Here is a 24,006-nt window from a genome sequence, read left to right on the forward strand (position 1 = left end):
AACTGTGACCACAGATTTGCGCTCTCGCGTCTCTGTAACGTAGTCGTCATGGTTTTGTATGAGTTCGTTTTTGGTTGTAAGAATCGAGTTGTTTATTTAACTCGTTCCCTAATATTAAGAGCAATATATCGTTTTGTAAAGGTCTTAATGAATTTTCTTTTCAAACCTGAAGAGCACACTCTCATAATTATGACGAGGTGTAAGGCAAATCTAATGGAAGCATCGTTAATTTCAATCCAACTCAATTTGTAGCAGGGTTCTTAACATTCCTCTAACTGTCTACCTTTGCCTGGAGAGATGGCGCTGTGTCTCTTGTGTCCCTAAATTAACTAATTGGCGAGCGGAGTCTCTAAATCTTAAGCAGACCGTATATTGGAACGCTTAGTTCTACATTCTCAAATTTGATAATGCTTTTTTCGTATCAATTTCTAAGAAGCGATCGATCGCAAGGTAAATCCACGTATAAGAACGTTGAGAGTCTTGGCAAATTCGCTCAAATCCTAAAACGCGCCGCAGTTCTTCATACATGGGGTGAAGAATGAGAGAGTAGAGATTACAGATTCCGGGGTAATTGTCTTGCATACGAATGAGCGTTTGCTTTGTGTCTTCCAACAACTGATAAAGTGTTGTGCCATTCATGTAGGACGGATCAATCACCCAGGCTCGGATATAAACTGATGTACAGCTTTCATCACCTAGGGCTGCCATTTGGATGGGATCGACTTCAGCATCGGTAGTGAGGTAAAAGCTTTTGCTAGGCGACTGAAAGAAATAGGATTCTGACTCAGTAGCAACTGGAAAAAGAATAGAAGCCGCAATCACGTTTAGATTGTCTGTTCGACGCAAAACGCGCATTCCAACCGGGTAGCTATGAGACCATGTCCTGAGCGCTCGTGCAATTTTTGCTCTTGCTTCACCGTCTCGCACAAGTTCAGCGTAATTGCGGGCGTACAGATTTGCGACGGAAATAGCATCTGTACGAGGATTAAAGTTGTCTGCAAGAAACTGAATGGGTTCTTTGCTTGCTTGAATTTCTAGCTCTGGAAGTGATCGTATCTGTAGCGAAAGTGTCTGACCATCGTAACGCTTGTCCAGTAAGCCAAGTGCTGCCAGACGATCGATCATCAGTCCAGCCGCACGATCGCTGCCTCGCTCTTTATTGCTGTAAAACACATCTGCCGCTTCGCGATGTGTGCAGGCTACCAACCCCTCTGGTGCAGAAAGCTGATCGAGCGATCGCGGCAAGCATCCATCCATTTCCTCGCGCTGCTTGAGCAACAAATACGCCCATAGCCTCACAAAATACTCTGCTCGCTGACGCGTTAGACCGCCGCGCCCCTGCATCATTCTGATGTAATTGCGCTGTTGTTCAATTGGAAACAGTTCATTTAGGCGTTCTGGAGTCATGGCTAAGCAAAAGAGACCAAATCAACGAAAAACGACCCGTTTGGGTGAAGCAGGTTAGTCAATCAATCGGCGAGAATCCTGAAATCTCACCTTTGCCATGAAGAAACCTGTGATGTTTGCCTTGAGCAAGTAATATTGACTACCAAAATTTGTTTAGCGTCAAAACCACTAGCAATTTTGATATCTTCCCAAAAATGATGGTTATCAATGAATGCTTTCTATGAGGGCGTAGCATTGCTATGCCTCTATGAAGAACGGTTACATTAATTCAGAAAGTTGGTTGGCAAGCTAGACCTGAGAAGGAATCACTTTTTAGTGCGTTTCAGTGCTGAAGCCAGTGCCAAAACAACTGTGTAACATTATTCCGCAGCCAACCTTTTTTCACAATGTAATTTTTCACAATGTAACTATCTAGCTCTTCAGTTCGTTTCAGCTTACTTCAGCTTACTTCAGCACTGTAGACTGAAATTCAGAGTGCTCGTTGTATTTTCACAAGCAAGGCAACCACAATAGGCGCAGTGCTTGAGGACTCTGAGTTATGACAGCCCGCTTAATCTCTGTGCCACCCGAACTGCAACTTTCCATCAAATCATGGTTTAGCCAGCCGTCTCACAAGCTCTCATCGCCTTGCTCTAGCCGCAAGCAACTGTTTAGCAACTCTCCTGTATTCTCGATAGATAATCACTCTGCTGATAAGCGGGAGTGTCCTGCTCCTGGGTTGGGTGGAGCAGGACATGTTAATGCAGACCTGCTTTGGAAGGTTCTTCTCGAATCAATTCAAGAAGGCGTCATTGTTGTCTCCCGAAGCCTTCAACCCATTTACTTGAATCACCAGGCAGAGGAGATTTGCCAACAGTTACAAGGTTCGAGAGAAGGTCTTCCAACTGCGATCGCTGAAGCTTGCCATCGACTCATGAGAGAGAAGATGACCGCTTCGGAACCACTCGTGGTGGAATATCAGGGTGATTCGGGGCAATTTATTCGACTACGAGTGCGCTGGATTTCGTTTGATGCTCATCCTGCCAACGAAGTACCTGCTCATAACTACATTCTGGTTCTGTTAGAAGACTGTTATACCGCGCTGAGAGAAGAACTTGCGTTGGAGCAGAAGAAGTATGATTTGACCGATCGAGAAGCTGAAATCTGGCTTTTGCTGCGTCAGGAATATACTTATCAGGAAATCTCCAATATGTTGAACATCAGCCTCAACACGGTCAAAACCCATATCAAAAATGTCTACGCCAAACGTAGAAGTCTGTTACGAGATCGAAACGTGTGGCATTCCAGGTAAATCAACTGGTTACGGGAATTTGCCCTCGCTCTTCCAGAGATGATGACTTCTAGATGATTGCCATACCATCAAGACTCTAAGCTTAACCATTCGACAGTTTTAAGTTTAGAGCCTAGATTCTTTAAAGGGAGTCGTGACTTAACGTAAAGTGCAATGGTATCGTCTCGAACCGTAACTTATAGTCCTGCATATACGCTTGTGCCGACTTACGAGTGTTTTAATCGCTGCACCTACTGCAACTTTCGGGCTGATCCAGGTAAGAGTCTATGGATGAGCTTGACCGAAGCAGAGGCAACGCTGAAAACACTTCAAGGGCAAGGCGTTGTTGAAATTCTAATCCTCAGTGGTGAAGTTCATCCTAATAGTCCTCAACGAACAGCTTGGTTTCAGCGTATTTTTGAACTGTGTGAGCTTGCCCTATCTCTTGGATTTCTACCTCACACGAACGCTGGAATTTTGAGCGTTGCGGAGATGGAGAAGCTGAAATCCGTGAATGGGTCAATGGGATTGATGCTAGAGCAAGTGACGCCTGCATTGCTCAAGACGGTGCATCGGTACGCTCCAAGTAAAGTGCCTGATGTACGATCGCAGCAGCTTGCTTGGGCAGGAGAACTGCAAATTCCCTTCACAACTGGGTTATTGCTAGGCATTGGTGAAACAGAGCGCGATCGCGTAGATACCCTAGAAGCGATTGCCCAATTGCACGATCGCTGGGGACATATTCAAGAAGTTATTTTGCAACCTTATAGCCCGGGGCAACACGAGGATTGGCGAAGCTCAGCATTTCGGCCCGAACAGTTACTAGATGTAATTAAGACTGCGCGCGAGATCTTGCCGCCGTCTATTTGTTTGCAAATTCCGCCTAATCTGCTTCCAACTCCTGAAATGCTAATTGCTTGTTTAGAAGCAGGAGCAAGAGATCTGGGCGGAATTAGCCCTCATGATGAAGTAAATCCTGACTATCCTCATCCTAAAATCACTGAGTTAGGACAAATTCTTCAACAGGCAGGTTGGAATTTTGTTCCGCGCCTGCCTGTTTATCCTCAATATGACCAGTGGTTATCACAAGAGTTGAAAGCGGAAACGGCGCGAGTTCGGACTCAGACGCTGGCGGGAGCTGAGACTCCCAAAAACTCCTTGACCTGCTGAAGGTAGGTTTCTGGGTCTTCCAGCATAGGAAAGTGAGCGGTATTAGGCATCACCACATGTTTAATCTTCTCATTCAAAACCGCTGCTCGTCGTCCTAATTCAGCCGGGATAATAACATCATGTTCACCTGAGATTAGCAGGGTTGGCAGGGTGAGCTGACTAAACTCTTGAGGCATAACCTCTGCTGCTTTTTTGCTAACGGCTGTCATCATCGTCCCGATCGCGGCAGCTTGATCTGCCATCAAAAAGTCTTCTAGGAACGCTTGACCAATTTCTCGCGCAATCGGACGGTGTAAGAAACGCTGCATAAAGAGTTTATCCATAAAAGGTAGCCCATAAAGCCAGCGCGGGCGGAACTTGACGACATACCCACCAAATTTATGAAAAGCGTCAAATGATTTTTTGTCGTACTCAAAAATTCCGCTACAAGTCAAGATGGCTCGCTCGACTCGTTCAGGGTACAAATTTAAGAAGAAGACGGCGATCGATGATCCGGTTGAATGGGCATTAAGATAAACTCGCTGAAGTTTTAATGCATCCAGTAAAGCCGCCAAATCTTTAGCGTAAGTTTCTAGCTCATAACCTGCTTCCACAGATTGAGCAGAAGAATCTGCAGGCTGGCGAGAACGACCAAATCCGCGCATGTCGTACAGCAGGCAATCAAACTGCGACGATAGCGCGATCGCGGTACTCTCCCAATAGCGAAGTGAACCACCCCAACCATGAATAAAGACTAAAACAGGTTTACCAGATGGTTCTGATAAACCTGATGCGGTAATCCATTTGTAATAATGGCTGTACCCATTAACTGCAATGTTTGGCATCTTAAACGCTTCGATTTCAAGGTCTAAGATTTAAAGTATCATCTACGCCTCACTGCTCAAAGCTAACTTTATGCAGATTCCGGTTTGGGTAGAGAAGAGGGATGGAGCAGCAGTTCTGCCGTTGAGCGCTTTTCAACCATCTCGCGCGTAATTGCGCAGCGAGTTACGTCTTTACGAGACGGCAACTCATACATGATGTCTAGCATCAGTTCTTCAATAATGCTGCGGAGGGCACGCGCTCCAGTTTTGCGACGGTAAGCTTCTTGTGCGATCGCTCGAATGGCGTCCTGTTTAAACTCAAGCTGCACGTTGTCCATCTTCATCAGCTTCTGGAATTGCTTCACTAGGGCATTCTTCGGCTCAGTCAAGATCTCAGCTAACGCGTCTTCATCTAACGGATTAATGACAGCTTGTACCGGAATTCGTCCAATAAACTCAGGAATCATTCCGAATTTCACTAGATCATCGGGTTCCATGTGTTGCAAAATATCAGCGATGCGCTTTTCTCGTGATTGGGCATCTCCGGGCTGAATAAATCCCATCGATCGTTTACCCATGCGCTGTTCGACCGCTTTGTCCAATCCGACAAAGGCTCCACCGCATATAAATAAGATATTGCTGGTATCAATTTGAATGCAGTCTTGGTAGGGATGCTTGCGTCCGCCTTGAGGAGGAACATTCGCAACGGTTCCCTCTAGCATTTTAAGAAGAGCTTGCTGAACCCCCTCACCCGACACATCACGAGTGATAGAAGGATTCTCACTCTTACGAGCAATTTTATCAATCTCGTCAATATAGATGATGCCGCGTTGGGCTTCTTCAACATCTAAATCAGCAACTTGCAGCAGGCGAAGCAAAATATTTTCAACATCTTCACCAACGTAACCTGCTTCAGTCAACGTTGTAGCATCTGCAACCGCAAAGGGAACGTCTAAGATTTCAGCGAGCGTCTGAGCCAAAAGCGTTTTACCGCACCCAGTTGGACCAATCAGCAAAATGTTAGATTTCTGAAGTTCAACATGATCATCAGAAGAATTTTTGTCACTACCGTTCGCTTGCAGAAAGCTCAACCGCTTGTAGTGGTTGTATACAGCGACCGAAAGCACTTTCTTTGCTTCATCTTGCCCAATGACATGTTCATCTAAATACTTCTTAATCTCTCGCGGCTTCGGAATCTGATTGAGCGAGATATTAGCTGACTTGGCTCGGCGCTTCTCCGGAGCCTGCTCACGTTTAGGAACAGGCTGCGGAGCTGCGCCAGAGTCAAACAACTCCTCATCTAAGATCTCGTTGCACAAATCCACGCATTCATCGCAGATGTAAACACCTGGGCCTGCAATGAGCTTGCGGACTTGCTCTTGAGATTTTCCACAAAAGGAACATTTCAGATGGGAGTCGTACTTGGACATATCTGCCTCTTATCTTGCTGCAACAACAGATTCTCCGGGTTGGGGAAGATTCTGCCTGGAAATCACCTGATCGATCAAACCATAGTCTTTGGCTTCTTGAGCGGACATAAAGAAGTCTCGCTCTGTATCCTCTTCAATCCGCTCTAGGGGTTGTCCGGTATGCTGAGCTAACAATTCGTTGAGCTTGCGCTTATGATAGAGGATTTCTTTGGCTTGGATCTCAATGTCCACCGCTTGCCCTTGAGCACCGCCTAGGGGTTGGTGAATCATAATTCGAGAACTAGGCAGAGACAGCCGCTTACCCTGAGCGCCGCCAGAGAGCAGAAATGCCCCCATACTAGCAGCTAAGCCAAAACAGATGGTGACGACATCGCAGTTTACCTGCTGCATGGTGTCATAAATTGCCATTCCTGCTGTAACCGAGCCGCCCGGAGAATTGATGTATAGCTGAATATCTTTTTCAGGATCTTCGGACTCTAGAAACAAGAGCTGCGCCACGATTGAGTCTGCGATCGTGTCATCAACTTGGGTTCCCAAAAAGATGATTCGCTCTCGTAAGAGGCGAGAGTAAATGTCGAATGCCCGTTCTCCGCGTCCAGATTGCTCAACTACCATCGGAACGACGGCATTAGGAGCGGTGGAAACGACATCGAAATCACTTAAGCCGTAAACAAAATTGGAGTTGGACTGAGAGTAAACCATAAGCGGAGGCGTTTATTCAAGCACGATAGACCGGAGTTACTTTGCGCGTTCTGCCCTCATTATGCCTCAAGTCATTTGGAGTTGTTGGGATCGGGTTAAAAGAGTTTGAGGGGTGTGAAGCTGATGCAACTGCTCACCCCTCAAATTGGATTTCTACTTAACGTCTTCAGCTTCGGTGTCTTCAGCTTGGGTATCTTCAACTACGTCAACATCCACGATCGCGTCAGTTGCGTCCAGTTCCTCAGCTTCCACCTCATCCGGTTCATCTTTCTTGAGCGTTCCTTCCGGAACAAGCTCGATGGTGGAGTGCTCTTCAAGCCAAGTCATGATCTTTTCTTTCAACAGATCTTCTGCAACAGCACTGCGCAGCCGTTCGGGATCAACGTCGCGATCGCTCAACTCTGTCAAAACTTCTCGAACTCGCTCATTCAGTTCGGCATCTTCGACTTTCAAGTCTTCTCGTTTGGCGACTTCACCAAGCGCTAGAGTTCGCTTGATGCGCTCAATTGCGTCGGGTCGCGATCGCTCCTTTAGCATTGGAATCGTATCTTGATTCAGCAATTGTTTGATATCGATCCCCTGCTGCTGTAATTGCATTGCAGTTTGGGTAATCATGTATTCAACTTCACGCTCAATCAAGGTTTCAGGTAGATCGGCTTCAACCTGACCCAGCAGTTCATCCAGCAAGGCTTGCTCCTTGTTGGATTTAGTTTGTTGTTCGGCTTCATCGGCGTAGCGTTTCTCTAACGATTCACGCAGTTCTGCGATCGTTTTGAAATCTCCACCGCTCACATCCTCTGCAAAATCATCATCTACCTCAGGAAGCTCTTTCTCCTTCAGCTCTTTCAGCGTCATAGCGAAGGTAGCAGGACGACCCGCCAGATCTTCTTGAGGATAATCTTCGGGAAAAGCCACCGAAATTTCTTTTGACTCTCCGGGCTTCATGCCAATGATGCCATCAATAAAGCCTTCAATAAAGCGGCCATCTTCGAGTTCAAGCTGAAAATCTGTTGCTTCACCGCCTGGCACGTCCTGCTCCTCAGCATCTTCACCCACAGGCAGATAGCGCCCTTTATAGTCAACTACAGTTGTATCGCCCTTCTGAGCCGGGCGATCTTCAACGGGAATCAGCGTTGCCATCTGTTTGCGGTAGCCCTCGATCGTCGTATCTACCCGTGTAGGATCTGGCTTCACCTCTTCGGCTTGCAAAGTGAAATCTTTGTACTGCTTGAGGTCTACTTCAGGTTGAACGTCTACTGACGCCGAGAACGTTAAAGCACTGTCAGGACTGAATTTTTCGACTAATTCATCAAACTGAGATTTCAGTTGAAAATTCCCGATCGCGTCAATTTTTTCTTGCTTCAAAGCTTCTTTCAGCGCCGCATCCACTAGCTCTTCAACTACAGATGCTTTGATGCGGGTCATGCCAAAGCGCTGGATGATGACTTGACGCGGGACTTTTCCTTTACGGAACCCAGGAATATTCAACGAGCGAGTAAAATCTTGGACGACTCGCTCGTAGGTCTGTTTCGACATCTCTGGCGTAATTTCGATCTCCAGTCCGATTTGACTGGCGGGGAGCTTTTCCTGGGTAACTTTCATCGGCGTATGAGTCGCAAACAGTTTCAAATATTGCAAATGCAGTAAGCTATACTAACCGATCCTAGCGACTGATGAGTCATTCCTTTGATTCAAAATCTTAAGAATTTAGGAGATCAACTGAGTCTGTACTCGAAAACGCTAGAAACTTTCTTGTCATATCAACCTAAATGAGGGAATACTGATGAACAGGCTTCAGAAAAGTTGATAATAAGATTGGAACAAACGCTTGAATTTGACCTGTGACTCGCGATAGTCTCTGAAAAGTGCAAGTATTAAAAGTAAAGCGTACCCAAGATTTAGAACACTATATTATTGAACTCTGAAGCGATTAGAGTTATCAATCAGAATATTAAATTCAGCAGTTAATCGATAGATCTGGATTAGATTGAAAATTAATGTAATCAAAAACCAATCAAAATTATATTTTCCTAATATTAAAACGCTATTCGACGCCAGTTTTATTTATTCCAAGTTTCTATTCTTAAAATCAAATTCGCTTAGGTTTGGGAGGACGTGAATTTTGGGTCAATCATATCGAGTTGCCATTTTAGGGGCTACAGGTGCTGTCGGAACTGAGCTGCTGGAGCTGTTAGATAGTCGCAATTTTCCTCTTGCTGACTTAAAGCTATTAGCTTCTCCTCGTTCTGCGGGTAGCACTCTTCCATTTCGTGGGGAGATGCTAACCGTTGAAGCGGTTGAGGCATCTTCCTTTAAAGATATTGATATTGTGCTGGCGTCGGCAGGCGGATCGATCTCTAAAGCTTGGGCAGATACCGCGATCGCAGCCGGGGCCGTCATGATTGACAATTCCAGCGCCTTTCGGATGGATCCGTCTGTGCCGCTTGTTGTGCCAGAAGTCAATCCTGATGCGGCAGCAAACCATCGTGGGCTAATTGCAAACCCAAACTGCACCACAATTTTGATGGCGGTTGCTGTGTATCCGCTCCACCAGGTTCAGCCAATCCAGCGGATTGTTGCTTCCACCTATCAATCGGCAAGCGGCGCAGGCGCACGAGCAATGGAGGAAGTTAAAACCCAATCGCTCGACATCCTACAGGGCAAAGAGCCAACACCCGAAGTCTTTCCTTATCCTTTAGCGTTCAATCTTTTTCCTCACAACTCTCCGCTCAATGAGCTTGGATATTGTGAAGAAGAACTGAAAATGGTCAACGAAACCCGAAAGATCTTCGGGACAGAGAATTTAAGAATTACGGCAACTTGTGTACGGGTTCCCGTCTTACGGGCACACTCAGAATCGATTAACCTAGAGTTTGACTGTCCATTTAGCGTTCAGCAAGCTAGAGAGATTTTGAGCCAGGCTCCGGGCGTTAAATTGGTTGAAGATTGGCAGAAAAATTACTTCCCAATGCCGATTGATGCAAGCGGCAAGGACGAAGTCTTAGTTGGGCGAATTCGCCAAGATCTCTCCAATCCTAACGGGCTTGAGTTGTGGCTCTGTGGCGACCAGATTCGTAAAGGAGCAGCCCTGAACGCTGTCCAGATTGCTGAACTCTTGACCCGTAAGAATTTACTCAAACCTGCATTAGCTACCAACGGCTAGTCTAACTACGACTTACGCACTACGAAGCACCTTATGGATTTTGGACGGGTTCTGACCGCAATGATTACGCCTTTTGAGGCGAATGGCAGCGTAAATTATGCTGCTGCAGAAAAATTAGCTGTCCATCTTGTTGAAACGGGAACAGATACTCTCGTACTCTGTGGAACGACGGGCGAATCTCCAACGTTATCTTGGGACGAAGAATTTGAGTTGTTTCAGGTCGTGAAGCAGGCTGTGGCTGGGAAAGCGAAAGTCATGGCAGGGACAGGATCAAACTCGACGAAAGAAGCGATCGCAGCCACTCAAAAAGCCGATACAATAGGCATAGATGGAACGCTTCAGGTTGTGCCTTACTACAACAAGCCGCCCCAGTCAGGGTTGTACCAGCATTTCAGTGCGATCGCGCAAGCTGCTCCTAATCTGCCGCTTATGCTCTACAACATTCCAGGGCGTACAGGTCAGAATCTTTTGCCAGAGACAGTAGCGCGTCTTGCCGAGATTCCTAACATCACTGCCATTAAAGAAGCCAGCGGTAATTTAGATCAAGTGAGTCAGGTGCGGCAATTGACTCCTCCAGACTTTGAAATTTACTCAGGGGACGATTCACTGACTTTGCCGATGCTGTCAGTCGGTTCAAAAGGCGTTGTTAGTGTTGCTAGTCATCTCGTTGGAAGTCAGCTTCAAAATATGATTCAAGCCTTTGAAGCGGGGCAAAATCAAGTTGCTATTCAGCTTCATCTCAAGCTATTTCCTTTATTTAAAGCGCTATTTGTGGCTACTAATCCAATTCTCGTTAAAGCTGCTCTGAATCTACAGGGCTGGAATGTCGGTTCCTTACGTCCGCCCCTGTGTGCTGCCGATGAGGATATGTGCGCTCATCTTGCTCAGGTCATGAACGAACTTGATTTGCTCAAGAATGCATCTGTATAAAAGTTTTGACCAGTAAAAGCTTTAACAATCACAAAGCTTTAACAATCAAATAGCGCTTTTTGTGGCTTAGACTCACCCGCTCAGACGCATGTGTGAGTAGCCACGCCTTATTCTCTACAACCAAAGTTTTCTGACTGCTACATATGACTCAAACCCATTCTCCAAACCTCCGTTCAAGGAAACCTATGACAAAAGATAACGAAACGCTCAAAATCATTCCACTTGGTGGACTGCATGAGATTGGAAAGAATACCTGCGTGTTTGAGTACGATGACGAAATCGTATTGCTGGATGCTGGGCTTGCATTCCCGACTGATGGGATGCATGGAGTGAACATTGTTCTGCCCGACATGACTTATTTGCGGGAGAATCGCCACAAGATTAAGGGGATGATTATCACCCACGGGCATGAAGACCATATCGGCGGCATTGCATTTCATCTAAAACAGCTAGACATTCCGGTGATGTATGGTCCAAAATTGGCGCTGGCTTTGCTTGAAGGCAAGCTAGAAGAAGCGGGCGTTAGCGATCGCACTGAACTACGAACCGTTAGTCCTCGTGACATTGTTCGATTCGGTAAACATTTCTTCGTCGAATTTATTCGCAACACTCACTCGATCGCAGATAGTTTCTCGGTTGCGATTCACACTCCAGTTGGTGTTGTCATTCACACAGGCGACTTTAAGTTTGACCATACTCCTGTTGATGGTGAGATGTTTGATATTCAGCGCTTGGCAGAGTACGGTGAGAAAGGCGTTCATTGCCTGATTAGTGATTCGACCAACTCCGAGATTCCTGGCTTTACTCCATCTGAGCGATCAGTCTTTCCAAATCTTGATCGCGTCTTTAGCCAAGCAAAAGGTCGATTGTTAGTTACGACGTTTGCATCTTCGGTTCACCGAATCAATATGATTCTGGAACTAGCTGAGAAGCATGGTCGCGTCGTCTCGGTTTTGGGACGCTCAATGCTGAATGTGATTGCTCACGCTCGCACGCTTGGCTATATCAAGTGCAGAGATGACTTGCTTCAACCGTTGCACACCATTCACAAGGTTCCTGATGAGAATGTTTTGATTCTGACGACCGGATCGCAGGGCGAGCCGATGTCTGCCATGACTCGAATTTCCAGGGGTGACCATCGTCAAGTCAAGATCCGTGAAGGTGATACAGTCGTTTTCTCAGCGAATCCGATTCCGGGCAATACGATCTCAGTGGTTAATACCATTGATCGGCTGATGATGTTGGGCGCAAAAGTGATTTACGGACGTGAACAAGGGATTCACGTTTCGGGACATGGCTGCCAAGAAGATCAAAAACTCATGATCAACTTGACCCGACCGAAGTTTTTCTTGCCAGTCCATGGTGAGCATCGAATGCTGATCAAACACTCCCAAACCGCACAGAGTATGGGAATTCCGGCTGAGAACATGGTGCTTATCGATAACGGCGATGTTGTGGAACTGACCAAAGATTCCATTAGTAAGGGCGAGAAGGTTCCAGCGGGGATCGAGTTAGTCGATACGTCTCGTTCAGGTATGGTCGATCAGCGCGTATTGAAAGAACGCCAGCAGTTAGCTGGGGATGGCATCGTAACGATTGCAGCTTCTGTGAATATAGAAGGTCGTTTGTTTGCTAAACCTGAAGTTCACTTGCGCGGTGTAGTTTCGTCGATCAATCGAGATCAGTTACGCGCTAAAGTTCAGGAATCGATCGAGATTGTACTGCGCGATCGCTGGTCAGAGTTTGCCCGCACGCTGGATAAGAAGCTTGAAGTTGATTGGGCAGGGTTGAACGTTCAGATCGAACGTGAATTGCAGCGCCTCTTGCGCCGGGAGTTGCAAAGTAATCCGCTCTTGGTTTTCTTGCTGCAAACCCCTGAACCAACTGCCGTTAAGAGCGCGGCTCGACAGCGTACCCCGGCTAAAGTGGCATCATGAACGAGGGATGAGGGATGAAGGATGAAAGTTGATGTAGCACGGCAATTTCTCTTTCATCCCTTCCCCCTCATTTCTTCTAAAACCTGCTATACTTTGCAGCGTGAGGGCATGTAGCTCAGTGGATAGAGCATTAGATTCCGGTTCTAAGGGTCGGGGGTTCGAATCCCTCCATGCTCGTTAAAAAAGTTCTGAAACATTCGTGTTTCAGAACTTTTTTAGTGTGAGGGTCTTATGAGCCGAACCGAAGGGCTTGACCTCGAACAGCTGTGTTGAGCGTGCCGCGATCGTAGGCCACTTGTCCACCGACGATCGTGACCTGTGCCCATCCGGTTAAGTTCCACCCTTCAAATGGACTCCAACCGCATTTTGTGACGACTTCCTCACGTAGCACGGGATGGTAGTGTTCTAAATCGACTAATACCAAATCAGCATCGTAGCCTGGTTCAATTAAGCCTTTATTAGGAATTCGATATGCTTTGGCAACTGCTGTTGACATCCAGTTTGCTACTTGGGCAACAGAGCAGCGTCCTCCTTTAGCTTGCGTCAGCATCAATGCTAGCGATGTCTCAACTCCAGGCATTCCAGAAGGCGTGTTCGGGTAGGATTGGGATTTTTCTTCTAAGGTGTGAGGAGCGTGATCAGTGGCGATAAAATCGATCACGCCATCGCGGAGCGCTTGCCAGAGAACCTCGTTGTCATGAGGCGATCGGATGGGCGGGTTCATCTGCAACAGCGAACCGAGTTTTTCGTAGTCGTTGATATTGAGCAGGAGGTGTTGGGGCGTCACCTCTGCTGTCACCCAAGCTGGCTTCTCGTGACGCAGCAGATCTGCTTCTTCGGCAGTAGACATGTGCAGAATGTGCAGCCGCCGCCCGTACTTCTTGGAGAGCTTTAGGGCTAACTGGGTGGCATTGAGAGCAGCTTGATTGTCTTGAATTTGAGAATGAGTGGCGGGATCAGTACTTCCGGCAAACTGAGCGCGGCGATCGCGGATACGATTTTGGTCTTCAGCGTGGACGGCGATCAAGCGATCGCCGTTGGCAAAAATGGGATCTAATGCTGATTCTTCATCGACTAGTAAGTCGCCGTGCATTGATCCCATAAAGATTTTGATGCCGGGTGTGGGATTTGCACTTAGCAGATCGGGCAGATTCTCTGGCGTTGCGCCGATAAAGAAGCCGTAATTTGCTAAACACTTTTGCGAGGCTCGGTTAAGCTTGTCGTCTAATGCGGCCTGAGTGGTGGTAAGCGGGCGGGTGTTGGGCATTTCTAAAAATGATGTCACTCCGCCTCGCACACAGGCACAACTTGCCGTAAACAGGTCTTCCTTGTGTTCGAGTCCTGGTTCTCGAAAGTGGACTTGCGGATCAATCACACCCGGCAACAAAGTTAAGCCTGTTGCGTCAATAACAGTAGTTTCACCTATTGACTCTGATAAGCTGTCGCCAACCCGGATGATTTTGCCTGCCTGAACCTCAACATCCCCTAGAATATATTCTCCAGATGGAAGTAAAATTTGTGCGTTTTGAATGAGAAGAGATGACGCAGACATAATAGAAAATGCGCGATCGATGGTTATTCAGTTTAGACTACAGAGACGCTACCTGAAACGACTCCTACAAATCGCCGTTACATACTGAATGTTGATAAACTCGCCTGTAGATTAAACTAGATAGGCGTGACGCTTACCAATCCCTACTTTTCATTGATACCTTATGGCTCGTGTAGAAAACCCAGCACCGAATAGCAAGTCCTCATCGACCAAAAATGAGAATCCTTGGATAGAAGGGCTTAAAACCATTGGACTGAGCGCAGTGTTAGCGATCGGCATTCGTCAATTTGTGGCGGAGGCTCGCTATATTCCTTCTGGTTCGATGCTGCCGACGTTGCAAATTAACGATCGGTTGATTGTTGATAAGCTTGGCTACCGCTTTAGTAATCCTCAGCGTGGCGATGTCGTTGTGTTTTCGCCGACCGCCACGTTAGAAAAACAAAATTTCCACGATGCGTTTATCAAACGGGTGATTGGGCTGCCGGGTGACAAGGTTGAGGTCAAGGGCGGGCGCGTTTATGTGAACAACCAGCCGTTGCGAGAAGACTACATCGGCAAGGACGAAGCTCCGCAATATCAGTGGAGTCCTGCCGTGGTTCCAGAGAATTCTTACTTGGTGTTGGGAGACAACCGGAATAATAGCTACGACAGCCATTACTGGGGATACGTCCCGCGCGAGAAAATTATTGGTCGGGCCGTCGTGCGGTTTTGGCCCCCCGATCGGATTGGCGAAATTGTGCCAAAACCTGAATATTAAACTTTCTACCCCATCTACGATCCGTCTTACAAAGCTTAGAAGGATCGCTTGCCGCAATTCAAGGCAGATAGATCAGACCCAGACTTGTAAAACTTTTCCAGTGAGAGGTTTGTTGAGCCAGAAGGTATTGTTTGAGCGAGACAGGAGCGACTGAGGAGTAGCGTTCCAGGTTTGATTGGGATCAAATAAGATGAATTCAGAAGGAGCCTTAGATGAGGCTCCTTTTTCGTTGGGCATTGCCTCTATTGCTATTGGATTCTGCCCTAGGCATTCGATAGGGCGAGAACTGAGCGCACGCCACAACTCTAAAGCAGACCATTGCTCAGTCGCAACAAAGGCTTGCCAGAGTAAGGGCAGTGCGAGTTCTAAGCCAATTGCACCGGGGGGTGCTTCACCGAAGGAGACGGTTTTTTCTTCGTAGGTGTAAGGCGTGTGATCAACCGCGATCGCATCAATCACGCCCTCTTTAACGGCTTGCGCGATCGCGGCTCGATCCTCCGGGTTGCCGAGGGGTGGATCAAGGCGGAGGTTGGGGTCGTAACTCGCAAGAGCTTTTGTGTCTAACAGCAAGTGCAGCCAGGTTGTGCTGGCCGTGATGGGAACGCCGCGAGATTTGGCAAGGCGAATCAGTTCGACGCTGCGTGCAGTGGAAATTCGCATCAGGTGAACGGGCGTTCCGATTTCTGCTACACATTCCAAAATGGCTGCAAGGGAAGCGGTTTCGGCCATGACAGGAATGCCCGATAGGCCAAAACGCATGGAGTTGACGCCCTCGCGGATGATTCCTGTACCTGCAAGTCCAGGATCACATGCCCACAGCGCGATCGCGGTGTTAAGTGGCTGAGCGTATTCTAAAAGCCGTCGGAGCAGCGTTAGGTTTGTAATGGGTTTGCCATCGGTAAAGCCTGTGATGTCAGCTTGAGCGAGTTCGAGCAGTTCGGTCATGTGCTGCCCTTCAGTATTAGTCGTCAGGGCTGCCCAGCAACTGACATGGGGAGTTGGACGTTGAGGAATGGACTGAGTTTTGCGGGTAATCCAGGCAACGGTTGTCGGATTGTCGATCGCAGGATGGGTATTCGGGAGGATATTCAGGCGAGTGAAGCCGCCCGCGATCGCAGCCTGCATTAGCGAATCCAATGTCTCGCGATCTTCAAATCCTGGCTCTCCGCTATGGCTATAGAGATCGACTAATCCCGGCGCTAAGATTAGCCCGTTACAGGGTTGTATCTGAGCATCTGCTGGAATGTTAGAGAGATGAGATTCAATGGATTGAATCACTCCATCTTGGATTAAAACATCGACAACTTGATCCGTATTGGCTACCGGATCGAGGAGTCGGACTTGTTGAAGAAGAGACACCATAACCCTAATGATTAAAGCGCTCCGGCAGCAGTTTTGTCTAAGACGCTACCCAGGTGCGTGGTAATATTCATCGCCATCAGCATCGGCGTGCTGTCTGCGCCGTTGGGATAGTCGATCACGCTAACGGCTCCGTTGCCTTGCTTGAAGTTCCAGAAGGATTCGGCTCCCAGGCCGGCAATGTAGCAGAGAATCGCTTTGTTGATCGCATCGTGAGCAACCACTAGAACAATGCAGTTTTGACCGGAGTAGGATTGGACAATCGCATTCCAACCCGTGATCGCGCGATCCCAAACCTGCTGTAAGTTTTCACCTTCTGGCATTTGTACGGTTTCAGGATGAAGCTGCCACTGGTGCAGTAAGCCTGGATAACTCTGTTCAATTTCGGCTTCAAACTTGCCTTCCCACAGCCCGTGGCTGATCTCACGGAGGTCGTCGCGGGTATCGAGATGCACGTCGGGATGGTGTTTGAGGATGATCTCAGCCGTTTCTTTTGGACGCAGCATTGAGCTAGTCACGGCGAAATCAAGCGGGACTGATTTGAGAAATTCGCCTGCTTGAGCAGCTTGGCGGCGTCCGTTGTCGTTGAGCGGGACATCAATTTGCCCCTGAAATTGTCCCTTGCGGTTCCACTCAGTTTCGCCGTGACGGACTAAGAGGAGCCTAGGGCCTTGATGCTTGGGTCTGAGGTTGGGAAGGGGTTCGCCTAGGTGAGAGGTGATATTGAGAGATTCAATTTGGACAGGTTGCCCCAACTCGCCGGAAAAGTTTAGGATGCTGATGCCACAGTTAGAAATCTGAAAGCGCTGGTAGGCTTCGGGGGGGAGTGCGATCGCGCTGTAAATCAACGCACGATTAATACCGCTATGCGCTACGACTAGCACGGTCTGTCCTGTATGGTCTGCCAGAAGCGTTTGCCAAAATCGACGGGCTTGCTCAAATAGTGCCGGAATTGGGAAGAAGTCACTGCCATCCGGTAGAGTCATCTTCAGCTTGTGGGGCTGGTCTTTCCAATCGCGAAACTCATCTGGATATTTTGATTCGACTTCTGTAAAGGGCAATCCTTCCCACAAGGGTAAGCTGATTTCTTTGAGGTCGTCTGTGGTTTGCAGTGCAGGCGGATTGGGCAAGCCGGACACGACGATGTCTGCGGTTCGTTTTGCCCGTTGCAGCGGACTGCTATAGATGGCATCAAACGTTAAGTCTCGCAGGGCAGTGGCAACCTGAGCCGCCATTGCTTCGCCTTTGTCTGTCAGTGTTGACAAGTCACAATGCCCCTGAACTCTCCGTTCTGCGTTGTAGCTGCTCTCTCCGTGGCGCACAAGAATAACGCGAGTAGTCAAACGGGTTCCTCCCTTTTACTGAAGTGGGGCATAAGTCAGGACAATCTTACCGTAATTTGTAGTTCACAATTTGTGATTTGGGCAGAGGCGGCTTGGGTTGTTAGAGGGGAGGCCTTCACCCCCGGCCCCTCTCCTACGGGAGAGCGGAGCTAAAATCTTGTCTTGTCCCCTCTCCCACGGGAGAGGGCTAGGGTGAGGGCGATCGGTTTAGGTTTTTGTCAGTCCACCCAGATTTCATCGTTCCTAATCACGTAGTTTGTAGTTCTAACCAAAGGGTTCTTATTGGCAACAAAAAGAGTTGTATTGGTAACGAAACGGGTTGCGTTGGTTACCACAAGGTTTGTGTTGGTAACGAAATGAGTTGTGTTAGTAACGAAACAGATTGCAGTGGTAACCACAGGCCTTCTAGCTGTTCACCTAATCCGTTCGCTTCTCGTCCACAAAAACGCCATGTAACCGAATTAGAAATTCATCCTTTGACTGGGGAATACTGCAAGCAGAGCAACGGTTTTCTCAATCTACCAAGAGCTAAGCAGTATGGGATTTCTAATTTTTCTGATTGCCGTCATTCTTCTGATTGGCTACATCGCGGTCGATGCGTACAATCGGCTCGTCACGCTTCGCAACCGCTACAAAAATGCGTACGCTCAAATTGATGTTCAGCTTCAGCGTCGCTATGACCTCATTCCTAACTTGGTTGAAACGGCAAAGGGCTACATGAAGTATGAGCAAGAAACCTTACAAGCCGTGATTGCGGCGCGAAACTCTGCCATTACTGCCAATTCTCGGGCGGCTCAAAGCCCTGGCGATCCGCAGGCGATGCAGCAGTTAGGCAACGCCGAAGCCGCTCTGACCAGTACGCTAGGACGCTTTCTTGCCATCTCTGAAGCTTACCCCGACCTCAAAGCCGATCAGACTATGACACGGGTTATGGAAGAACTCTCTTCAACCGAGAACAAAGTCGCCTTTGCCCGTCAAGGCTTCAACGATGGCGTCACGGTGTACAACACAAAGCGCGAAGTGTTCCCCAGCAATATTGTTGCAGGCATGTTTAATTTTGCCGCCGCAGAACTGCTCCAAGAAGTTGCCCCCGAAGTCAAAGTTGCTCCTCGCGTCTCCTTTGGGTAAGCCATGAATTTCTTCGAGCATCAAGACCAGGCGCGGCGCAACACTCAGCGATTGGTCGGGCTATTTATTCTGTCGCTCCTTACTATTATTGCGAGCATTTACGTTGCCGCGATCGCCACCTTCGGACAAGGCGGGTGTGTCTCCTCCATCCGCTCAGCCCTGCCTCAACCGAGTCCTACTTACGTTGAGATGAAGTCAACCGGAGTGCGAGGAGTCACTAAACGCTTTAGCAGTGGCTCTCGCCCTAAAGAATCAGGAGTTTCTGGTTTCTCTAGCGATCGTCCTCGCACGGGTACTTCATCGTGGAGCGTGACACCCAGCTATCGGGCGTCGAATTGCGTCTCTAAAAAAAGCTTTGTCTGGTGGAATCCTCAACTGCTGTTTTGGACTTCAACGCTGACGCTACTGGTGATCGGCGGTGCGAGTTGGTACAAAGTGTCAACCTTGCAATCGGGAGGAGCCGCGATCGCGCAAGACTTGGGCGGGCGACTGCTCGTGCTAGAAATGGCAGACCCGCAAGAACAGCAGCTATTGAACGTCGTGGCAGAAATGGCGATCGCATCGGGAATCTCGGTTCCGGCGGTCTACCTCCTAGATAATGAGCCAGAAATCAATGCGTTTGCGGCGGGCTACACCATCAACGATGCGGTGATCGGCGTGACGCGGGGGAGTTTAGAGCAGTTAACCCGTGATGAGCTTCAAGGCGTGATTGGTCACGAATTCAGTCACATTCTGAACGGTGACATGCGGCTCAACATTCAGCTTATCAGCGTGATCCACGGATTGCTGTTCGTCTATTTAGCGGGTCGAGTAATTTGGGAGACGCGCGATCGCGATAAGTTCTCCCAATTTGGCTTTGCCTTAATTGTGATTGGCGGGGTTGGCGTCTTCTTTGGTCGTCTGATTAAAAGTGCCATTTCTCGCCAGCGCGAATTTCTGGCGGATGCCTCTGCCGTGCAGTTTACGCGCAATCCAGACGGTATTGCAGGAGCGCTAGAAAAAATTGGCGGCATCGGCTCACAAGTCCGTTCACCCAAAGCCGAAGCGGCTAGCCACATGTTTTTTGGCAATGCTTTGAAGGTTTCCTGGCTAGGAGATCTTCATGCTACACATCCACCACTGCCCAAACGAATCCAGCGCATTCGAGGGTCAAGCATTCAGTTTGAGAGCGCTCCATCTCAATCCTTTAGCGGTGAATTAGGCGTCATGGGATTTGCGGGAGGGCCTTCAGCCCGTGTCCCCGCACAAGTTGTGGCGCAAGTCGGAACCGTTACTCCGGCTCACTATGCTCATGCTCAAGGCTTACTCGCCCAACTACCAGACGCTCTGCGGGCAGGTGTTCGAGAGCGGCAAACCGCGATCGCCATCCTCTACGCACTGATGCTCGATCCGCAAAATCAATCGGGTCGCACTCAACAACTCGAATTTCTCCGCCAAGTTGAGTTTGCCGACGTGGTTGAGCAAACTGTGCAGTTCAGCACCCACCTTGACCAGAGTGATCCGCGTGTTCGGTTGCCGCTCGTCGATCTAACCGTTCCCGTCTTACGTCAAGGCACTACCGAGGAAAATCAGAAACTATTCAAATGTCTCCACGGTATTGCAAAAGCAGATGGAAGCTGGTCGTTATCTGAGTTTGTGGTGTATTTGGTATTGAGTCATCGGCTGAATTCACCGAGTGATCAAGCGGTGGAGCATACTGCGATCACTTCGGTTTGGCCAGACTGCCTCAATCTTCTATCTGCCTTAGCCCGAGTAGGAGAAACCCGCGCCGATGCCATCCGATATGCCTTCCGTTCCGGTGTATTTCGATTACCAGAAGCCACGGCTCAAGAGATTCCTGAAACGCCTCCTGTCTGCCATTTAGGTAATTTGAGAACCAGTTTAGAGCGGTTGCGAAACGCCTCTCCGAAGATCAAACAAGCGATCGTTGATGCTTGCGCCCATACGGTCATGCTGGATAACACCGTCACCGTTCAGGAAGCTGATTTACTCAGAGCGATCGTCATTACCCTCGACTGCCCAATTCCTCCGTTTCTAAACGCTACCTCTCCTCGCGCTAAAAAAACCTCAAAATCCATCTGAATATTAAGCTCTGACTTGCGATCGCGGATTTAGCGAACCAGTTCTGCTTGAATCAATTCTGAGTGACTCAAGCTCAAAGTGACCTGCGCTTAGGCATGACCTTTTCCAACAGTCACTGATGAAGGTTGACGTAATGCTTGACCGTGACAAAGACGGAATTTAGATTGCTCTTCTGCGCGTTTGAGTCGAGCTTCTATGTCAAATTCAGTTGTACTTGAGTAGCTGCTGTTGTCCTTCACGCCTCATTCCTTCCGTCATCCCGTGTTAACGTAAATTCTCAGAGACCCCTATGCACGAGTAGATCCATGACAGCTAAGCGAATCTTTCTAGGGCTTCTAACCCTAGTAGCGGCAGCTTCCGTAGTCCTCAGTTTGGTTGAAAGCTGGAATCAGCCGCAATTTCAAAGCCGCTTAGAACTTTACGAAACGGATCTTTTGTTGCAAGCCTCTCAATGGAAGGGTGCAGAGCAACTCAATGCTCAAGAGAAACCTGTTGAAACGGCGCTGAATGCCTATCAGAAAACCCGCAAATCAACTGAGAAAGCGATCGCGACCGTTCAAGCTCGCCTCGACGATACCAGCAATCCATCGCTAACGTCTCAGTTGAGACAACAGCAATCCTTACTCAACGAATTAGATGTTCGGATTGGCGTGCTGCAAGCTGAGCAAAACCAAGTAGATGCTGCCCTCAAAACGTGGTCAGGGCTTAAAACACCATCCACTGCTCCAGTAATATCCGAAACGCCCACCGTCCGCAAAACCTTGAATGAGCGTCCGGTGTCTAACTCCATTCAAAGCACCGCTTCGGTTTTGAGTGAGTTGTGGAATCAACCTTCTAAGATTTCGCCCAAGGCAGAACCAATTCTCAAACAAAATCTTAACGGCTGGTTTCGCTATCAGGGACTCGGCAAACTCTATGGGCTTCAGCAACGCTCTGATGACCTAGCTCAGTTGCAAACTCTCGAACAGCAATCGGCGCAGCAAGCCTTCCTCAGATGGGCGGGTGCAAATGCCATTCCAGCGATCGCGGTCTTGGTTGGCATTGGCGTACTGCTCTTTTTGATTGGACAACGCGCTATCAAAGGCAAACAAGCCTTGCTCTCAGGAACCGATGCCGTAACTTGGAGCGTGCCGTGGGATGGCGAAATTGTTTGGCAAGTTTTAATTGTTGGATTCTTTTTTGTTGAGCAAGTGCTGATCGGCGCACTAATCTTGCCGCTTGGCTTGAGTGCTGTTCAAGCTATCTTTCATGTTTCACCTGCGGCTTTCTCAATTCGTGAAAAAGCGCTTTTGTCGCTGACCACCTACTTATTATTGGCAGCGGGTGGCTTAGGGGTGCTGTATTGGTCAGTCAAACGGTTCTTACCGTTACCGGAAGGCTGGTTTCGCCTCAGTTTAAGGGGCAAATGGTTTTGGTGGGGATTGGGTGGATACGCTGCCGCCTATCCATTAGTGTTAGCAGTGTCGTGGTTCAATAACTTGATTTGGCAAGGACGGGGCGGCAGCAACCCGATTCTGTCGGTAGCGCTCGAAGGACGAGATCCGTTCGCATTTTTGATCTTTTTGGTCACGGCTGCGATCGCGGCTCCCTTGTTTGAAGAAACCTTCTTTCGAGGTTTTTTGCTCTCGTCGCTCACAAAATATTTCTCAACTTGGCAATCGATTCTCCTCAGTAGTTTAATCTTTGCTGTTGTTCACCTCAGTCTCTCGGAAGTTCTGCCCCTTATGACATTGGGCATTATTTTAGGATTTGTCTACACCCGGACTCAAAATTTGATGGCATCGATTTTGTTACATGCGCTGTGGAATAGCGGCACACTAGTGGCGCTGTACTTACTTGGCGGAAGTGGCGCTTAACTAATGCTGAAATTTCAAAAGTCAACCTTGTTTTTCTGGTGTGTCGTTTTAGGAATGGGTGGGTTTAACGTACTGTCCGAATTAAATGTAAACGTTGTTCTGAGAACAGAACTGATGCTGGTTATTGCTGGAGCGGGTCTCATGTCTACCTTCTTTGAAGTTCGACGTCGCTCAAGACCGTCAGATTAAGTCTTAGGAAACCTTTTGCAAGATCAGGTCTAGCTTGGTTAAAGCCTGATTTAGATCGGTTCGCAAGATTTTTAGATCGCTCTCGATCGCGTCTAATCGATGGGCAACATCAGCCCCACTCTGCTCAGGATGTGAAATCGGCGTTGGCTGGTTGAGCTTATTAACCAGAGACGCCCAGTTGCTTGCTTTCACATCAAAATGCGCCTTTGCTTGGTTCAGCGTCTTAAACTGATGCTTCAGTTGTTCGATCGTAAACACGTTAACGCCTTGCACTTGAGGCGGCTGCTCGAAATCCTCTTCCACCATTTCAACGACTTCATCAATCAGTCGATCGTGATTCTCCGAAATCTGCGCGGCTGCCCCCAAAATGCGAGACGTTACCTTTATTTGTAAATCTGTTTCCTGCTTTAGTTGGTCGGCAATACTGCGAATGCGATCGCCGACTGTTCCCCTAGTTGCCGCTTTGACAATCGAAGAATCATTGCTCATCGTCATGCTCACTCTGCAAGAATTTCTTTTACGACCTGCCATATGCGCTGGAGTTTCTGAACCATCCCGATCGGATTTGTTGTAGGGTCTTCATCAACTGAATCAACAAGCCGTTGAATGCGATCCATTCGATCTGCCAAAACGTACAAATTATCTGTTGCCTCATCCTTACGAGCTAGAGAATCGCGCAGCAAAACGGTCATCTCTGAAATCTCTTGCTTCAACTGTTGATTTTCCCGCTTGCGTCGAGTTTCCCAACCCTTGATCCCGGCTTTGGAGCGCCGTTCAAACTTAAGCAGATCTTGAGACTCGTTATACAACGTCAAGTAGCGATCGCGCTGATCTTGAATCTCCTTAAACGTGATCGACAACTCATCACTTTTCGGTAGTGCCATTTAGGGAAGGATGTAGAAAAAAGAGCGAGAGAGAATAGAGAAGT

The 24,006-nt window shown here is 48.2% G+C and carries 19 protein-coding genes and 1 tRNA gene; 10 read left to right on the plus strand and 10 right to left on the minus strand.

The features are described from left to right. Nucleotides 1-387 precede the first annotated feature (387 nt). The gene (locus AC5JLB_RS02495) at nt 388-1,407 is read right to left on the minus strand and encodes a hypothetical protein (protein ID WP_495872279.1); all 1,020 of its coding nucleotides are present in this window, start codon (nt 1,405-1,407) and stop codon (nt 388-390) included. A gap of 538 nt (nt 1,408-1,945) precedes the next feature. On the opposite strand from AC5JLB_RS02495, the gene AC5JLB_RS02500 reads away from it, so the two are divergent. Together AC5JLB_RS02500 and cofG are read left to right on the plus strand one after the other, a co-directional pair. After that, nucleotides 1,946-2,698: a helix-turn-helix transcriptional regulator gene (locus AC5JLB_RS02500; RefSeq protein WP_495872280.1), complete on the plus strand. Its 753-nt coding sequence runs from the start codon at nt 1,946-1,948 to the stop codon at nt 2,696-2,698. A gap of 153 nt (nt 2,699-2,851) precedes the next feature. Beyond that, nucleotides 2,852-3,847, plus strand: coding sequence for a 7,8-didemethyl-8-hydroxy-5-deazariboflavin synthase subunit CofG (gene cofG / locus AC5JLB_RS02505; protein WP_495872281.1), 996 nt, complete (start codon nt 2,852-2,854; stop codon nt 3,845-3,847). Here cofG and AC5JLB_RS02510 read toward each other — a convergent pair. The 4 genes from AC5JLB_RS02510 to tig form a co-directional block, all read right to left on the minus strand. Continuing rightward, nucleotides 3,799-4,671: an alpha/beta fold hydrolase gene (locus tag AC5JLB_RS02510; protein ID WP_495872282.1), complete on the minus strand. Its 873-nt coding sequence runs from the start codon at nt 4,669-4,671 to the stop codon at nt 3,799-3,801. The genes cofG and AC5JLB_RS02510 overlap by 49 nt on opposite strands. Nucleotides 4,672-4,739: 68 nt before the next feature. Then, nucleotides 4,740-6,080: an ATP-dependent protease ATP-binding subunit ClpX gene (gene clpX, locus AC5JLB_RS02515; protein WP_495872283.1), complete on the minus strand. Its 1,341-nt coding sequence runs from the start codon at nt 6,078-6,080 to the stop codon at nt 4,740-4,742. Nucleotides 6,081-6,089: 9 nt separating this feature from the next. After that, the gene (gene clpP, locus AC5JLB_RS02520; protein ID WP_495872284.1) at nt 6,090-6,782 is read right to left on the minus strand and encodes an ATP-dependent Clp endopeptidase proteolytic subunit ClpP; all 693 of its coding nucleotides are present in this window, start codon (nt 6,780-6,782) and stop codon (nt 6,090-6,092) included. A gap of 153 nt (nt 6,783-6,935) precedes the next feature. After that, the gene (tig, locus tag AC5JLB_RS02525; RefSeq protein ID WP_495872285.1) at nt 6,936-8,384 is read right to left on the minus strand and encodes a trigger factor; all 1,449 of its coding nucleotides are present in this window, start codon (nt 8,382-8,384) and stop codon (nt 6,936-6,938) included. Between the two features lie 520 nt (nt 8,385-8,904). Between tig and AC5JLB_RS02530 the strand changes: the two genes are divergently transcribed. From AC5JLB_RS02530 to AC5JLB_RS02545, 4 genes are all read left to right on the plus strand, one after another. Beyond that, nucleotides 8,905-9,945, plus strand: a complete 1,041-nt coding sequence (locus AC5JLB_RS02530; protein WP_495872286.1) for an aspartate-semialdehyde dehydrogenase — start codon at nt 8,905-8,907, stop codon at nt 9,943-9,945. A gap of 33 nt (nt 9,946-9,978) precedes the next feature. Then, nucleotides 9,979-10,875 carry a 4-hydroxy-tetrahydrodipicolinate synthase gene (gene dapA / locus AC5JLB_RS02535; protein ID WP_495872287.1) on the plus strand — a complete coding sequence of 299 codons (897 nt, stop codon included), beginning with the start codon at nt 9,979-9,981 and terminating at the stop codon, nt 10,873-10,875. A gap of 185 nt (nt 10,876-11,060) precedes the next feature. Continuing rightward, the gene (locus AC5JLB_RS02540; RefSeq protein WP_495872288.1) at nt 11,061-12,812 is read left to right on the plus strand and encodes a ribonuclease J; all 1,752 of its coding nucleotides are present in this window, start codon (nt 11,061-11,063) and stop codon (nt 12,810-12,812) included. A 104-nt stretch (nt 12,813-12,916) separates the two neighbouring features. Then, a tRNA-Arg gene (locus AC5JLB_RS02545) sits at nt 12,917-12,989 on the plus strand. Nucleotides 12,990-13,041: 52 nt separating this feature from the next. On the opposite strand, the gene AC5JLB_RS02550 is transcribed toward AC5JLB_RS02545, so the two are convergent. Continuing rightward, nucleotides 13,042-14,364 (minus strand): dihydroorotase, encoded by a 1,323-nt coding sequence (locus AC5JLB_RS02550; protein WP_495872289.1) that lies wholly within the window; start codon nt 14,362-14,364, stop codon nt 13,042-13,044. Between the two features lie 163 nt (nt 14,365-14,527). Here AC5JLB_RS02550 and lepB point away from each other — a divergent pair, with 163 nt between their 5' ends. After that, nucleotides 14,528-15,121: a signal peptidase I gene (gene lepB / locus AC5JLB_RS02555; RefSeq protein WP_495872290.1), complete on the plus strand. Its 594-nt coding sequence runs from the start codon at nt 14,528-14,530 to the stop codon at nt 15,119-15,121. A gap of 72 nt (nt 15,122-15,193) precedes the next feature. Here lepB and AC5JLB_RS02560 read toward each other — a convergent pair whose 3' ends face one another. Together AC5JLB_RS02560 and AC5JLB_RS02565 are read right to left on the minus strand one after the other, a co-directional pair. Further along, nucleotides 15,194-16,483, minus strand: coding sequence for a dihydroorotase (locus AC5JLB_RS02560; protein WP_495872291.1), 1,290 nt, complete (start codon nt 16,481-16,483; stop codon nt 15,194-15,196). Nucleotides 16,484-16,494: 11 nt separating this feature from the next. After that, nucleotides 16,495-17,823, minus strand: coding sequence for a histidine phosphatase family protein (locus AC5JLB_RS02565; protein WP_495872292.1), 1,329 nt, complete (start codon nt 17,821-17,823; stop codon nt 16,495-16,497). Between the two features lie 537 nt (nt 17,824-18,360). Here AC5JLB_RS02565 and AC5JLB_RS02570 point away from each other — a divergent pair. From AC5JLB_RS02570 to AC5JLB_RS02580, 3 genes are all read left to right on the plus strand, one after another. Next, on the plus strand, nt 18,361-18,951 hold the full coding sequence (locus tag AC5JLB_RS02570; RefSeq protein ID WP_495872293.1) for a LemA family protein: 591 nt from the start codon (nt 18,361-18,363) through the stop codon (nt 18,949-18,951). Nucleotides 18,952-18,954: 3 nt separating this feature from the next. Next, the gene (locus AC5JLB_RS02575) at nt 18,955-21,033 is read left to right on the plus strand and encodes a M48 family metallopeptidase (RefSeq protein WP_495872294.1); all 2,079 of its coding nucleotides are present in this window, start codon (nt 18,955-18,957) and stop codon (nt 21,031-21,033) included. Nucleotides 21,034-21,338: 305 nt separating this feature from the next. Continuing rightward, on the plus strand, nt 21,339-22,889 hold the full coding sequence (locus tag AC5JLB_RS02580; protein ID WP_495872295.1) for a CPBP family intramembrane glutamic endopeptidase: 1,551 nt from the start codon (nt 21,339-21,341) through the stop codon (nt 22,887-22,889). A 192-nt stretch (nt 22,890-23,081) separates the two neighbouring features. Here the strand turns inward: AC5JLB_RS02580 and AC5JLB_RS02585 are convergent, their stop codons facing one another. Continuing rightward, nucleotides 23,082-23,567 (minus strand): hypothetical protein, encoded by a 486-nt coding sequence (locus AC5JLB_RS02585; protein ID WP_495872296.1) that lies wholly within the window; start codon nt 23,565-23,567, stop codon nt 23,082-23,084. An 8-nt stretch (nt 23,568-23,575) separates the two neighbouring features. Beyond that, complete coding sequence (locus AC5JLB_RS02590) at nt 23,576-23,962, minus strand: hypothetical protein (protein ID WP_495872297.1); 387 nt, start codon at nt 23,960-23,962, stop codon at nt 23,576-23,578. Between the last annotated feature and the right edge of the window lie 44 nt (nt 23,963-24,006).

It is taken from the genome of Myxacorys chilensis, from assembly GCF_059505265.1.